The sequence below is a fragment of the Blastococcus sp. SYSU D00868 genome, from assembly GCF_054050575.1.
The window spans coordinates 35,937-49,840 of record NZ_JBJGZO010000006.1 but is presented as its reverse complement, the minus strand read 5'-3'; the positions used below and the strand labels follow the sequence as shown (position 1 = coordinate 49,840).

The following is a 13,904-nucleotide window of genomic DNA, read 5'->3' as shown; positions in this document are numbered from 1 at the left end:
CGCGGCCGGACCCATCCGTCACACGCGTCGCCGCACGTGCCTCACGTCCCCGCTGGCGAGCTCCACCGGGCCGCCCGCGCTGCGGACGACGAGCCGGCCGTCCCAGTCCACCGCCTCCGCCGTCCCCTCGATCAGGCCGCCGTCGGGCAGCGTCACGACGACGTCGGTGCCCACGGTGGCGCTCCAGGCGAGGTAGTCGTGCGCCAGGCCGCTCTGCACCGGGTCGCCGAGCACCGCCGTCCACGCGAGGTAGCGGCGCTCCAGCGCGCGGAGGAACTCCAGCAGCACCGGCGCCCGGTCCACGGTGCGCCCGACCTCCATGGCCAGCGACGAGGCGCCCTCGGGCAGCTCGTCCGGCCGGGTCGAGACGTTGACGCCCGTGCCGACGACGACGGCCCCGCCGGCCGCCTCGGCGAGGATGCCGGCGAGCTTGCTGCCGTCGGCGGCGAGCAGGTCGTTGGGCCACTTCAGCGCCGCGCGGATGCCCGGCACCGTGCCCACCGCCTCGGCCAGCGCGACGCCGGTCAGCAGCGGCAGCCAGCCGCGGCGCGCGGCGGGCACGTCCGGGCGCAGCAGCACCGAGACGGTCAGCCCGGCCCGCGGCGGCGACGTCCAGGTCCGGTCCAGCCGCCCGCGGCCGGCCTCCTGGTGCTCGGCGACCAGGACCGTCCCCTCGGGGGCGTCGTCCGCGGCGCGGGCCGCGAGGGCGGCGTTGGTCGAGCCGATCCGCTCGACCACCTCGACCGCACGCCACAGCCTGCTGTCCCGGGTGAGCGCGGCGGTCAGCGCGCCCGCGTCGAGCGCCGGGCGCTCGAGGTCCGACCAACGCGAGTCCGACGGCGACGACGAGGGGTCTCCGGCCACTCCCCTACGCTACGGCCGCGAGCCCGGCCCCCCGGAGGGCCGGCGAGAGGATTCCCGAGCGGAGCGGAGCAGGGCCTGTGAGCGCGGCTGAACTGGAGAGCGCGGGCGACGGCGTCCCCGGCGACATCGACATCCACACCACCGCCGGCAAGCTGGCGGACTTCGAGCGGCGGGTCGAGGAGGCCACCCACGCCGGCTCGGAGCGGGCCGTGGAGAAGCAGCACGCCGCGGGGAAGATGACCGCCCGCGAGCGCATCGAGGCCCTGCTGGACCCGGGCTCGTTCACCGAGCTCGACGAGTTCGCCCGGCACCGGTCCACCAACTTCGGCATGGACGCCCGCCGCCCCTTCGGGGACGGCGTGGTCACCGGCTACGGCACGGTCGACGGCCGGCCGGTCTGCGTCTTCTCCCAGGACGTCACCGTCTTCGGCGGCAGCCTCGGCGAGGTCTACGGCGAGAAGATCGTGAAGGTCCTCGACCTGGCCATCCGCAACGGCTGCCCGATCATCGGCATCAACGAGGGCGGCGGCGCGCGCATCCAGGAGGGCGTGGTCTCCCTCGGCCTTTACGGCGAGATCTTCCTGCGCAACGTGCACGCCTCCGGCGTCATCCCGCAGATCTCTCTGGTCATGGGCGCCGCGGCCGGCGGGCACGTCTACTCCCCCGCGCTCACCGACTTCATCGTCATGGTCGACAAGACCAGCCAGATGTTCATCACCGGCCCCGACGTCGTGAAGACCGTGACCGGCGAGGACGTCACGCTCGAGGAGCTGGGCGGCGCCCGCACGCACAACACGAAGTCCGGCGTCGCGCACTACCTCGCCGAGGACGAGACCGACGCCCTCGACTACGTCAAGGCGCTGCTGTCCTACCTGCCGAGCAACAACCTCGACCCGCTGCCGGCCGTCGAGGTGGGGCCGGTCGACGCGAGCCCGGAGGGCGTCACCGACGAGGACCGCGAGCTCGACACGGTCATCCCGGACTCGGCGAACACCCCCTACGACATGCACACCGTCATCGAGCACATCCTCGACGACGGCGAGTTCCTCGAGGTCCAGCAGCTGTTCGCGCCGAACATCGTCGTCGGCTTCGGCCGGGTCGAGGGCCGTCCGGTCGGCGTCGTGGCCAACCAGCCGACGCAGTTCGCCGGCACGCTGGACATCGACGCCAGCGAGAAGGCCGCCCGGTTCGTGCGCACCTGCGACGCGTTCAACATCCCGGTGCTGACCTTCGTCGACGTCCCCGGGTTCCTGCCCGGCACCTCGCAGGAGTGGGACGGGATCATCCGCCGCGGCGCGAAGCTGATCTACGCCTACGCCGAGGCGACCGTCCCGAAGATCACCGTGATCACCCGCAAGGCCTACGGCGGCGCGTACGACGTCATGGGCTCCAAGCACCTGGGCGCCGACCTGAACCTCGCCTGGCCGACCGCGCAGGTCGCCGTCATGGGCGCGCAGGGCGCGGTGAACATCCTCTACCGGCGGGAGCTCGCCGACGCCGCGGACCCCGACAGCCGCCGCGCCGAGCTCATCACCGAGTACGAGGACGCGCTGCTGTCGCCGTACATCGCGGCGGATCGTGGGTATGTGGACCAGGTGATCCGCCCCTCCGAGACCCGCGTCGAGGTCACCAAGGCGCTGCGCCTGCTGGCCAACAAGCGGCAGACCCTGCCGCCGAAGAAGCACGGGAACATCCCCCTGTGACGGAGCCGAACGAGCCCCAGCGCCCGCTGCTGCGGGTGGTGAAGGGCGAGCCCACCGCCGAGGAGCTCGCCGCCCTGACCGTCGTCGTCGCCGCGCTCGCGCAGCGCCGCGCCCCCCGGCGCCGGCCGGTCCCGGTCGGCGCGTGGGGCTCGCCGGTGCACCAGCACCGCCGTCCCCTGCTCGCCGGGCCGGGCGGCTGGGCGGCGTCCGGGAGGCTCGCGTGAGCTCGGGTCCCGAGCCCCGCCGGCTGGTCCTGGCCTCGGCCTCCCCGGCCCGGCTGGCGCTGCTGCGCCAGGCCGGGCTGGCGCCGGCCGTCGTGGTCAGCGACGTCGACGAGACCACCGTGACCGCGCCCCGGGTCGCCGAGCGCGTGGCCCTGCTGGCCGCGGCCAAGGCCACCGCGGTCGCCGAGCGGGAGACCGACGCCCTGGTGATCGGGGCCGACTCGCTGCTCGAGTACCGCGGGCAGGCCATGGGCAAGCCGGCGGACGTGCACGAGGCCCGCGACCGCTGGCAGCACATGGGCGGGCGCTCCGGCGTGCTGCACACCGGGCAGGCCCTGTTCGAGGTGCGCGACGGCGCCGTGGTCAGCCGGGACGTCGCGGTCGTGTCGACGACGGTGCACTTCGCCCGGCCCACCCCGGCCGAGCTGGAGGCCTACCTGGCCACCGGTGAGCCGCTGGCCGTCGCCGGGGCCTTCACCCTGGACGGGCTGGGCGCGCCGCTGGTCCGCCGGGTCGAGGGCGACCCCGCGGCGGTGGTCGGGCTCTCCCTGGCGACGCTGCGCCTGCAGCTGGCGGCGCGCGGCGTCACGCTGACCGACCTCTGGCGCCGCTGAGCCCCGGCTCCCGACCTGTCGCCGGGGCCGGAGTGGCACCTGGCTAGAGTCCGACCGATCCGCCGCGTGGGCGAACCACCACGGGGCGGCCGGCCATGCGGAGGAGACACGGTGCAGAAGGTCCTGATCGCCAACCGGGGGGAGATCGCCGTCCGGGTCGCCCGCGCCTGCAAGGACGCGGGGCTCACCAGCGTCGCCGTCTACGCCGAGCCCGACCGCGACGCCCTGCACGTGCGCACCGCGGACGAGGCCTTCGCCCTCGGCGGGACGACGCCCGGCGACTCCTACCTGGTGATCGACAAGATCCTCGACGCGGCGAAGCAGTCCGGCGCCGACGCGATCCACCCCGGCTACGGGTTCCTCTCGGAGAACGCCGACTTCGCCCGCGCCGTGCTCGACGCCGGCCTCACCTGGATCGGCCCCTCCCCCGAGGCGATCATCGCCCTGGGCGACAAGGTGCAGGCCCGGCACATCGCCATGAAGGCCGGCGCCCCGCTGGTGCCCGGCACCAAGGACCCGGTCGGCGGCGCCGACGAGGTGATCGCCTTCGCCGAGGAGCACGGCCTGCCGGTGGCCATCAAGGCCGCGTTCGGCGGCGGCGGCCGCGGGCTGAAGGTCGCCCGCACCAAGGAGGAGATCCCCGAGCTGTTCGACTCGGCCGTCCGCGAGGCCGTGTCGGCCTTCGGCCGCGGCGAGTGCTTCGTCGAGCGGTTCCTCGACAAGCCCCGCCACGTCGAGGCCCAGGTGCTGGCCGACACCCACGGCAACGTGATCGTCGTCGGCACCCGCGACTGCTCGCTGCAGCGCCGCAACCAGAAGCTGGTCGAGGAGGCCCCCGCGCCGTTCCTCACCGACGAGCAGCGGGAGCGGATCCACTCCTCCGCCAAGGCCATCTGCGCCGAGGCCGGCTACCACGGGGCCGGCACCGTCGAGTACCTCGTGGGCGTCGACGGCTCGATCTCCTTCCTCGAGGTCAACACCCGGCTGCAGGTCGAGCACCCGGTCAGCGAGGAGACCAGCGGCATCGACCTGGTCCGGCAGCAGTTCCGGATCGCCGAGGGCCTGCCGCTGGAGATCACCGAGGACCCGACCCCGCGCGGGCACAGCATCGAGTTCCGGATCAACGCCGAGGACGCCGGCCGCAACTTCATGCCGGCGCCCGGCCCGGTGAACCGGCTGGAGATCCCACAGGGCCCCGGCGTGCGCTGGGACTCCGGCGTGGAGACCGGCGGCGAGGTCGCCGGCGCGTTCGACTCGATGCTGGCCAAGCTGATCGTCACCGGCGCCACCCGCGAGGAGGCGCTGCAGCGGGCCGCCCGCGCGCTCGACGAGCTGGTCGTCGAGGGCATGCCGACGGTCATCCCGTTCCACCGCGCCGTCGTCCGCGACGAGGCGTTCACGTCCGCGCCGTTCACCGTGCACACCCGGTGGATCGAGACCGAGTGGGACAACCAGGTCCCGCCGTACTCGGCCGCGCCGGCCGAGGGCGAGGAGCCCGGCGAGCGGCAGACCGTCGTCGTCGAGGTCGGTGGGCGCCGGCTCGAGGTGTCGCTGCCCGCGGGCCTGGCCCTGGGCGGGGGCGCCCCGGTGGCCGCCGGTGGTGGCGCCAAGCCGCGCAAGCGCGGCGGCGGGCACGGCGGCTCGGCGGCGTCCGGCGACTCCTTGACCTCGCCCATGCAGGGCACGATCGTCAAGGTCGCGGTGGAGGACGGCGCCACCGTCGCGGCCGGTGACCTCGTCGTCGTCCTCGAGGCGATGAAGATGGAGCAGCCGATCACCGCGCACAAGGCCGGCACGGTCACCGGCCTGTCGGCCGAGGTCGGCGCCACCGTCACCAGCGGCGCGGTCATCTGCACCATCGCCGACGCCGAGTAGTCCCCACACGCGCGACGAGGCCCGCTCCCGGTACCCGGGGGCGGGCCTCGTCGCGTGGTGCCGCCGTGGTGCCTCCGGTCAGCCGGTGGTCACCGTCAGCGTGCCGTCGGGGGCCTGCACGATGGTGCCGCGCTGGAACGGGCTGGTCGTGCGGCCGTCCCCGCCGGTGACCGGGTCCCCGGTCGGGTAGCCCAGGACGCCGCCCTGGGCGCCCAGCTGCCGCCACCGGTCGAGCACCGCGCCACGCAGCACCTGGGCCCCGGTCGCCGGGGACCAGACGATCCAGCCAGCCTGCAGCCGCACCAGCGCGCCGGTGCCGTCCGCCGTCGCCCCGTCGTGCGCGATCGGGAAGCCGAGCGCCGCCGGACCGCCCGCGGCCTCGTACCTCGCCCGCAGCGCTCCCCGCACGCCCTGGGCGCCGGTCGCGGCCGACCAGTAGATCGAGCCGTTCGCGAAGTCGGTCTCGTAGCCACCGGGCACCGCCGTGTCGTCCCCGGTCGGGAAGCCCATCGGCCCGCCCTGCGCGCCCAGGTCCCGCCAGGTCTGCAGGATCGCCCCGCGCACGACGTGCGCCCCGGTCGCCTGCGACCACACGATCCACCCGCCCTGCAGCCGCACCAGCGCACCCCGGCCGTCCGCGGTCGCGCCGTCGTGCGCGACCGGGAAGCCCAACACCGCCGGACCGCCCGCGGCCTCGTACTTGTCCCGCAGCGCCCCGCGGACCCCGGCCGTCCCGGTGGCCGGCGACCAGTAGATCGACCCGCCGGCGAAGTCCGTCTTGTAGCCACCCGGCACGGCCATGTCGTCCCCGGTCGGGAAGCCCATCGGCCCGCCCTGCGCGCCCAGGTCCCGCCAGGTCTGCAGGATCGCCCCGCGCACGACGTGCGCCCCGGTCGCCTGCGACCACACGATCCACCCGCCCTGCAGCCGCACCAGCGCACCCCGGCCGTCCGCGGTCGCGCCGTCGTGCGCCACCGGGAAGCCCAACACCGCCGGACCGCCCGCGGCCTCGTACTTGTCCCGCAGGGCACCGCGGACCCCGGCCGTCCCGGTGGCCGGCGACCAGTAGATCGACCCGCCGGCGAAGTCCGTCTTGTAGCCACCCGGCACGGCCGTGTCGTCCCCGGTCGGGAAGCCCATCGGCCCGCCCTGCGCGCCCAGGTCCCGCCAGGTCTGCAGGATCGCCCCGCGCACGACGTGCGCCCCGGTCGCCTGCGACCACACGATCCACCCGCCCTGCAGCCGCACCAGCGCACCCCGGCCGTCGGAGGTGGGCCCGTCGTGCGCCACCGGGAAGCCCAACACCGCCGGACCGCCGGCCGCCTCGTACTTGTCCCGCAGGGCACCGCGCACCCCGGTGGCGCCCGTGGCCGCCGACCAGTAGATCGACCCGCCGGCGAAGTCGGTCTTGAACCCACCCGGCACCCCGGCGTCGTCGCCGGTCGGGTAGCCCATCGGCCCGTCCTGCGCGCCGAGCCGGCGCCACATGTCGAGCAGCGCCCCGCGGACGACGTGCGCCCCCGTCGACGGCGACCAGGCGATCGCGCCTCCGGCGAAGTCCCGCACGCAGCCGCCTGCCGCCAGTCCGCAGCGGAGCGGGGTCCGTGCGGAGCCGAGCGGTCCGCCCGTGGCTCCCGTCGCGCGCCAGGCCGCTGCGACCGCGAGGGGGCCGGAGCCGGTGACGTCACGCGAGACGGAGACGGCTGCGGTCGCGCCGGTGGCCTGGACGGTGACCTCGAACCCGCCGCCGACGACGGTGGGCACCCCGACGGGCAACACCTGCGATCCGTCCCGGACCCAGTCGGCGACGAGAGACGGGGTGGCGTCCACCAGGAGGGAACTGTCGTCGCCCGCGGCGGAACGGTGCAGCAGGACGCCGGGGGTCAGCCCGTAGCGGTTCTGACCGGGCGCCAGCCAGGCATCGCGCCCGAGGGCCGGCCGGTACTCCAGCCAGTAGTCGCCGCCACCGGGCATCACCAGCCGGAGCGCGCGCACACCGGTGCCGCCCGAGACCGGCGCCAGGGCGCCCGTCGACACGGTGGTCGTGGAGTCGACGCGCCACACGTCGGACTCAGGCAGGAGGCCCAGCCGGTCCGCCTGCGCGACGTTCAACGTGCCGACGCGGTCCCACGAACCACCCATGACGTCGTAGAGGTCGTCGTAGGCCGAGGTCCGGCACGCCCCGGCGTCGGGCTCGGTGTCGCACTGCCGCAGCGACGAGTGCCCGAGACCGAGGTTGTGCCCGAACTCGTGGGCGATCACCGAGGTCGCGGTGTCCTGCACGTAGGCCAGACCCCCGTCGCCCAGCCAGCTCCCGATCGTCCCCAGCCCGTAGGCACAGCCCGGCGAGTCGGCCGGGACGTAGACCAACAGATGCGAGCCGCTGTCCCCCGTCCACTCCACCGCCGTGGCGGCGGTCTGCCAGATCCCCCAGGGATCGGCGCAGGAGGCGGAGCTGGTGTGCCACCCAGGGCGGCTGTCCACCACACCGAGGCGCACGTTCCCGCCGGTCTGCTCGGACCAGAAGTCGGCCACCGGACCGTCGACCGCGGCGATCACGTCCTCGATGGTGGTGGAGTCGGCCGCGCGGTTGGCGCTGGTCCCGGCCGGCGCGACCATGACCACCTCCACGGGGTGGTTGACGGGACCGACGGCCGGCGCGGTCACAGCGGCCGGCTCCGCGAGGACGTCCGCAGCGAGGACCTCGTGCGCCGGGGCGAGGTCGGCGGCGGCCACCTCGTCCTCGACCGTCGCGCCGAGGGTCACCTCGACGGTGGCGCCGGGGTCGATGTGATCGACGTCCTCGGTGGGCACACGGACCGCCGCACCGCTGGCGGGGCGGATCCAGCTGACGACGTCGTCCGGGTGCTCCTCACCGGCCGTCGGGGCTGCGGCCGGGTCGTCGGCGGACTCGGGGAAGGGGTCGGCGAAGCCCTGCACCAGCTCGCCGACGAGCGTGGTCCCGGCCGCCGGCTGCCCGTCGGCCGGGGTGGCCGACGCCGGGGACGGCGTCGCGAGCGCGGGGAGTACCGCCGCCGCGATCGCGGCGATGGCCAGCGACCGCATCGAAGGCGGTCGGGGAGCAGCGGGCACGTCCGACTCCAGGGCGTAGGGATCCGCCTCTGTCATCGGCCGCGAGCGGCCGGACTGGAGCCGGACGGGGGTCAGCGGGCGACGGCGCGGCGCCGGGCCAGCGCCCGCCAGCCGGCGAGGACGGTGCCGGTCACGCCGAGACCGGTGAGCAGCGGCAGCAGCCACAGGGTCGAGGTGGTGCGGGCCCGCGGCGCGAGCGTCGTCTGCTCGTCGGCGGCGGCGGCCTGGGCGGCGACGGGCGCCGGCTCGGCCGGGGTGCCCGCCTCCCCCGGGGGTGCGGCCGGGGCGTCCGACCCGGCGGCGGGCGCCGCGGCGGCGGCGCCGGGGAGGACGTCGGGCGCGGCGCCCGGGTCCGTGCCGGCCGGCGGCGCCGGGACGGGCCGGGCGGCGGGCTGGACGAGCACCGTCGCGCCGACCGCGCCGGTGGCCTGGACGGTCACGGTGAAGCCGCCCCCGACCGGGACCGGGACGCCGAGGGGCAGCGCCGCCTGCAGGTCGTCGTCCCACCGGCCGGCGGCGCTGGGCGTGCCGTCGAGCAGGAGCGAGGAGTCGGTGGCGTCACCGGCCCGGCGCAGCAGGACGCCGGTGTCGAGCCGGAACCGGTTGGCCGAGGCGAGCCAGGCGTCGACGCCGGCGGCCGCGCGGTACTCCAGCCAGTAGGTGCCGCCGTCCGCGGCGTCCAGCCGCAGCGCCCGCGTGCCGGCGCTCCCGCCCAGCGGCGCCAGGGTCACCGTCGTGTCCGGGTCGCCGACGGCCAGCACCTGCCGGGCGCCGGCCGGCAGCACGCCCAGCCGGTCGGCCTGCGCCGCGTTGAGCGACCCGACCCGCTCCCAGGAGGCGCCCATGACGTCGTAGTAGTCGCGGTAGCCGGCGGTGCGGCAGCTGCCGGTCTCGACGGCGGCGTCGCACTGGCGCGCCGAGGAGTGGCCGAGCCCGAGGTTGTGGCCGAGCTCGTGGGCGATGAGCGTCGGCAGGACGGCGCGGACGTAGGCGCGGCCGCCGGCGCCTGGACCGGTGCCCACCTGGCCGAGCGCGACCGCGCACCCCGGCAGGTCGGCGGGCAGGCTGCTGACGTAGACGAGCAGGTGCCGGCCCGGGCCCGCGGTGAAGCCGGCCGCCGCGGCGGCCTCGGCCCACAGCGCCGTCGGGTCGGCGCAGCTCGCGGTGGCGTACACCCAGTCCGGGGCGGCGGCGGTGACGCCGAAGCGCACCGCGCCGCCGGTCTGCCCGGCCCAGAAGCCGGCGACCGGGCCGTCCACGGCGGCCACCAGCGAGGCGACGCTCGTGCCGTCCGGCCGGCCGCCGGCCGGCACGACCCGGACCACGGTGACGGCGTTGCTCGGCGTCCCCGCGGCGGCCGGCGCGCTGTCGCGCACCTCGCCGGCCAGGACCTCCCGTGCGGGGTCCAGCTCGTGGGCGACCCCGGCCTCGTCGTCGACGGCGGCACCGAGGGTGAGCTCGACGGTCGACCCGACGGGCAGGCCGGCGACGTCCTCGGTCGGCACCCGGACGGCGTCGCCCGCGGCGGTCTCCACCCAGCTCAGCGGCTGCTCGGGATGCCCGGCCCCGGTGTGCTCGGCCCCGGTGTGCTCATCCCCGGCGTGGTCGTGCCCGGCGGCGTCCTCGCCGGCCAGCACGTCCTCCGGCCAGGCCTGCACCAGCTCGCCGACGACGGTCTCGGCGGCCGGGCCCTCGGCGGAGGCCGCGGCCGGGAGTGCGACGGGCACGAGCGCCGCGGCGGCGGCGACCAGCGTCGCGCGCAGCAGGCGGGGACGGCGGCCGGTCAGCGGCAGGCGGGGAGACATCCCCTCCTGCATCGGCGGCCCGCGCGCGCGTCGGCACCGGATCGGCGGTGTTGAGCCGAACTCCCGTCACATCCGTCCCGGGGCCCTCCCCCGCCCCGGACGCCCCGTCACGGCCGCCCCACGGGCCACGATCAGCCCACCTGATCGTGGAGCGTCCTCCCTCACGGTGGGAGGTGAGGGAGGACGCTCGATGATCAGGGGACCTGATCCCGGCCCGGGCTACGCCAGGGCGTCGGCGCCCATCAGCCGGCGGCCGGCCTCGGTGATCGACCCTGACAGCGACGGGTAGATCGCGAAGGTCTGCGCCAGGTCGGTGACGGTCAGCCCCTTGGTGACCGCGAGCGCGATCGGCAGCACGAGCTCCGAGGCGCCGGGCGCGACGACGACGCCGCCGACGACCACCCCGGTGGACTTGCGGGCGAACAGCTTCACGAAGCCGTCGCGCATGTCGGCCATCTTGGCGCGGGCGTTGGTGGCCAGCGGCAGCCGGATGCTGTCCAGCGGCATGCCCTCGGGGAACGACCCCTCCTGCACCCCGACGGTCGCGATCTCCGGGTGGGTGAACACGTTGGCGGCCACGGTCTTGAGCCGGATCGGCTGCACGGCCTCGCCGAGCGCGTGCCACATCGCGATCCGGCCCTGCATCGCCGCGACGCTGGCCAGCTGGAAGACGCCGGTCACGTCGCCGGCGGCGTAGATGCCGGGCACCGACGTCCGCGACACCCGGTCGACGACGACGTGCCCGCTGGGCGCCAGCTCCACCCCGCACTGCTCGAGGTTGAGCCCCTCGGTGTTGGGCACGGTGCCGACGGTCATCAGCGCGTGCGACCCCTCGACCGTGCGGCCGTCGGTCAGCGTGACCAGCACGCCCTTCTCGGTGCGCTCGACCGTGGCCGCCCGCCCGCGCTGGGCGATCTTGCCGCCGCGGGACTGGAACACCTGCTCGAGGACCTCGGCGGCGTCGGCGTCCTCCCCGGGCAGCACGCGGTCGCGGGAGGAGACCAGGGTGACCGGGACGCCGGCCTCGAGGTAGCCGGAGGCGAACTCCGCGCCGGTGACGCCGGAGCCGACGACGACGAGGTGCTCGGGCATGTCCTCGAGCTCGTAGACGTCGCGCCAGTCGAGGATCCGCTCGTGGTCCGGCTCGGCGCCGGGCAGCACCCGCGGGTCGGCGCCGGTCGCGACGAGGACGACGTCGCACTCGAGCACCTCGGCGACGGCGCCCTCGCGGTCGAGCACCTCCACCCGGTGCTCGACCAGGCCCCGGACGTCGTCGGCCAGCCGCCCCTGGCCCGCGACGATCCGCACGCCCTCGGCGGTCAGCCGGGCGTGGATGTCGGCGGACTGGGCGACCGCCAGGCCCTTGACCCGGTGGTTGACCGCCGCCAGGTCCATGCCCGCGGTGCGCAGGTCGCTGCCCAGCACGCCGAGCGCCGCCGAGTCGCGGACGCCGGTCATCGCCCCGGCCGAGGCGATGAACGCCTTGGACGGGACGCAGTCGGTGAGCACGCTCGCCCCGCCGACGCCGTCCCGCTCGATCACGGTGACCTCCGCGCCGAGGGACGCGCCGACCAGCGCGGCCTCGTAGCCGGCCGGGCCGCCGCCGATGATGACGATGCGGGTCATGGGTCAGCTCCTGCGGTGCTCGGGGTGCCTGGGCTCCGGGTGCCCGGGCGACGTGCGGGGCCCATTGTCCCCGGTCGGCCGGGGCCGCGTCGGCAGCCGCGGGGTCGGGCCGGCCACAGCCGCCGTAGGCTCGACCGCGATGGGCCTCTACGCCGCCTACGGATCGAACATGGACCCGGCACAGATGCTGCGCCGCTGCCCCGCCTCCCCGCACACCGGCACCGGGTGGATCCGCGGCTGGCGGCTGACCTTCGGCGCCGAGGAGCTCGGCTGGGAGGGCGCGCTCGCGACGCTCGTGCCGGCCGACGACCCGGACGCGCCGGGCGTCTTCGTCGCGCTGTACGACCTCACCGAGGCCGACGAGCGGGCCCTGGACGCCTGGGAGGGCGCCGACCTGGGGCTGTACCGCAAGCTCAACCTGCGGGCGCACACGCTCGCCGGCGACGTGGTGGCCTACGTGTACGCGCTGGACGCGTTCGAGGGCGGCCTGCCCTCCGCCCGCTACCTGGGCGCGCTGGCCGACGCCGCGCAGGCGGCCGGAGCCCCCGACGACTACGTCCGCGAGCTCCGCTCCCGGGAGTGCCGCTCCACCGGCGTCTGAGCGGCCGGGGGGACGGCGGCCCCCTCCCGCGGCGAGCGCGACCGGGTGCGCGCCGCGACGGCGCCGACGGCGGCGAGGACGACCAGGACGGCGGCGTCGGCGAACGGCCGCCCGAGCGTCGACAGCGTCGGCCGCCCGCCGGGCAGCGCCAGGAACAGCCCGGCCACCGACCAACCCGCGATCAGCCGGGCGTGCCCGCGCCACCCGGTGAGGGCGAGCAGCGCCGTCGGCGCGGTGAGGTACCACGGCCAGGCCGCCGCGCCGGAGAGGACGACGGTCAGCGACACCCACGCGGCGACCCGCAGCAGGCCCCAGCGCGGCACCCGGGTGAGCAGGAACAGGCAGACGAGAACGCCGACGGCGAGCCCGATCGAGCGGACGACGTCCAGCGGCGGGTCGTCGGCGTCCAGCAGCACCGCCAGCGCCGTGGGCGGGGACAGCGGCTCGACCGCCCGCCCGGGCACGTCGAGGTTGTCCAGCCACCGCCAGCCGTAGCCGGCCGCGTGGGCCACGACGGCGAACGCGCCGAACCCGACCGCCGAGACGCCGGCGACGGCGCCCAGCCGGCGGGGCCAGGTGGGCTGCCGGACGGCGGCGTGCACCGCCACCACCGGGACCAGCGCCAGCGCGGTGACCTTCACGCACGCCGCCGCGGCGAGCAGCGCGACCCCCAGGTACGGGCGCCGGACCAGCGCGGCGCCGATCCCGGCGACGACCAGCAGCGTCATCAGGGCGTCGTTGTGCGCTCCGGAGACCGCGTGGACCAGCAGCAGCGGGTTGGCGACGACCAGCCAGAGGGTCCGCGCCGGGTCGATCCCGCGGCACCGGCTGAGCCGCACCAGCAGGACGGCGAGCAGCGCCCAGGCCCCGACGGCCAGCAGCCGCAGGGCGAGCACGACCAGCAGCATGTCCTCGTCGAGCAGCCGCGAGACGAGGTTCAGCAGGACGACGAACGGCGGGCTGTACGGCGTCGGCGAGTCCCGCCAGAACGGCTCGGCACCGCGGGTGCCCGGGACGTCCCCGGCGGCGGCCGGGCCCTGGACGTAGGGGTCGACCTCGTGCTGGATGGCCGAGCCGATGGCCGCGTAGGCGTAGACGTCGGGGCTGAACAGCGGCGGGCCGGCCAGCAGCGGCACCGACCACGCGGCGCCGACGAGCAGGACCGCGCGCGGGCCCGCACCGCGGCGCAGCGCCGTCCCGAGCACCAGCCAGGCCGCGGCGAGCACGGCCAGCGCGCTCATGGTGAGCACCACGGCCGCGGGCTCGGCCAGCGTGCCCCGGGGCAGCACCGGCACGGAGTCGAACCACAGGTCCTCGGTCCGGCCGCTGCGGCCCAGCTCGCTCCCGGCCAGCGCGAGCCAGCCCGTGGCCGCCGTCCCCGCCACGGCCGCGCCGACGAGGGGCGGCCCCGGGCGGGCCTGCGTCGCGCCCGTCCCCTCGACCACGGCGGAGAGGGTGCCACCCCCGTCGGGACGCGCGCGGAGGCGCGCGGACGGACG

General features: G+C 76.3%; 10 protein-coding genes. 5 read left to right on the top strand and 5 right to left on the bottom strand.

The genetic code is table 11. The features are described 5' to 3' along the window. Window positions 1-18 precede the first annotated feature (18 nt). Window positions 19-864: a biotin--[acetyl-CoA-carboxylase] ligase gene (locus tag ACI79F_RS07315; protein WP_456545802.1), complete on the bottom strand. Its 846-nt coding sequence runs from the start codon at window positions 862-864 to the stop codon at window positions 19-21. 77 nt (window positions 865-941) lie between these two features. On the opposite strand from ACI79F_RS07315, the gene ACI79F_RS07310 reads away from it, so the two are divergent. The 4 genes from ACI79F_RS07310 to ACI79F_RS07295 all read left to right on the top strand — a co-directional run bounded on the left by ACI79F_RS07310 (window position 942) and on the right by ACI79F_RS07295 (window position 5,280). Next, window positions 942-2,567, top strand: a complete 1,626-nt coding sequence (locus ACI79F_RS07310) for an acyl-CoA carboxylase subunit beta (protein ID WP_456545803.1) — start codon at window positions 942-944, stop codon at window positions 2,565-2,567. Beyond that, the gene (locus tag ACI79F_RS07305; RefSeq protein ID WP_456545804.1) at window positions 2,564-2,791 is read left to right on the top strand and encodes an acyl-CoA carboxylase subunit epsilon; all 228 of its coding nucleotides are present in this window, start codon (window positions 2,564-2,566) and stop codon (window positions 2,789-2,791) included. The genes ACI79F_RS07310 and ACI79F_RS07305 overlap by 4 nt, the downstream gene beginning before the upstream one ends. Next, window positions 2,788-3,405, top strand: coding sequence for a Maf family protein (locus ACI79F_RS07300; protein WP_456545805.1), 618 nt, complete (start codon window positions 2,788-2,790; stop codon window positions 3,403-3,405). The genes ACI79F_RS07305 and ACI79F_RS07300 overlap by 4 nt, the downstream gene beginning before the upstream one ends. Before the next feature lie 111 nt (window positions 3,406-3,516). Then, window positions 3,517-5,280: an acetyl/propionyl/methylcrotonyl-CoA carboxylase subunit alpha gene (locus ACI79F_RS07295; protein WP_456545806.1), complete on the top strand. Its 1,764-nt coding sequence runs from the start codon at window positions 3,517-3,519 to the stop codon at window positions 5,278-5,280. Between the two features lie 78 nt (window positions 5,281-5,358). Here ACI79F_RS07295 and ACI79F_RS07290 read toward each other — a convergent pair whose 3' ends face one another. The 3 genes from ACI79F_RS07290 to ACI79F_RS07280 form a co-directional block, all read right to left on the bottom strand. Beyond that, window positions 5,359-8,373: a hypothetical protein gene (locus tag ACI79F_RS07290; protein ID WP_456545807.1), complete on the bottom strand. Its 3,015-nt coding sequence runs from the start codon at window positions 8,371-8,373 to the stop codon at window positions 5,359-5,361. A 71-nt stretch (window positions 8,374-8,444) separates the two neighbouring features. Beyond that, entirely contained in the window at window positions 8,445-10,178 is a 1,734-nt protein-coding gene (locus tag ACI79F_RS07285) for a reprolysin-like metallopeptidase (protein ID WP_456545808.1), read from the bottom strand. A 219-nt stretch (window positions 10,179-10,397) separates the two neighbouring features. After that, the gene (locus ACI79F_RS07280) at window positions 10,398-11,804 is read right to left on the bottom strand and encodes an NAD(P)H-quinone dehydrogenase (RefSeq protein ID WP_456545809.1); all 1,407 of its coding nucleotides are present in this window, start codon (window positions 11,802-11,804) and stop codon (window positions 10,398-10,400) included. Between the two features lie 139 nt (window positions 11,805-11,943). On the opposite strand from ACI79F_RS07280, the gene ACI79F_RS07275 reads away from it, so the two are divergent. After that, on the top strand, window positions 11,944-12,405 hold the full coding sequence (locus tag ACI79F_RS07275; protein WP_456545810.1) for a gamma-glutamylcyclotransferase family protein: 462 nt from the start codon (window positions 11,944-11,946) through the stop codon (window positions 12,403-12,405). Here the strand turns inward: ACI79F_RS07275 and mptB are convergent. Further along, entirely contained in the window at window positions 12,357-13,850 is a 1,494-nt protein-coding gene (mptB, locus tag ACI79F_RS07270) for a polyprenol phosphomannose-dependent alpha 1,6 mannosyltransferase MptB (protein ID WP_456545811.1), read from the bottom strand. The two genes, ACI79F_RS07275 and mptB, sit on opposite strands and share 49 nt — an antisense overlap. Window positions 13,851-13,904: the final 54 nt, after the last annotated feature.

Coding starts and splice junctions, on each gene's coding strand:
- ACI79F_RS07285 (WP_456545808.1), bottom strand. CDS start 10,178: ATGTCTCCCCGCCTGCCGCTGACCGGCCGCCGTCCCCGCCTGCTGCGC.
- ACI79F_RS07280 (WP_456545809.1), bottom strand. CDS start 11,804: ATGACCCGCATCGTCATCATCGGCGGCGGCCCGGCCGGCTACGAGGCC.
- ACI79F_RS07275 (WP_456545810.1), top strand. CDS start 11,944: ATGGGCCTCTACGCCGCCTACGGATCGAACATGGACCCGGCACAGATG.